The organism is Enterobacter sp. SCRI0065, from assembly GCF_059766475.1.
Genome location: NZ_JCBAJB010000051.1, coordinates 1 through 255, shown reverse-complemented (window position 1 = coordinate 255; position 255 = coordinate 1). Strand labels below are relative to the sequence as shown.

The following is a 255-nucleotide window of genomic DNA, read 5'->3' as shown; positions in this document are numbered from 1 at the left end:
CTTGACACTGAACACTGGTCCTTGATGTGTAGGATAGGTGGGAGGCTTTGAAGCGAGGACGCCAGTTCTTGTGGAGCCAACCTTGAAATACCACCCTTTAATGGCTGGTGTTCTAACGTAGACCCGTGATCCGGGTTGCGGACAGTGTCTGGTGGGTAGTTTGACTGGGGCGGTCTCCTCCTAAAGAGTAACGGAGGAGCACGAAGGTTAGCTAATCCTGGTCGGACATCAGGAGGTTAGTGCAATGGCATAAGC

General features: G+C 52.5%; 1 rRNA gene. It reads left to right on the top strand.

The features are described from left to right. Nucleotides 1-255: ribosomal RNA gene (locus AC6EMZ_RS23385) — 23S ribosomal RNA — on the top strand; the annotation flags it as partial.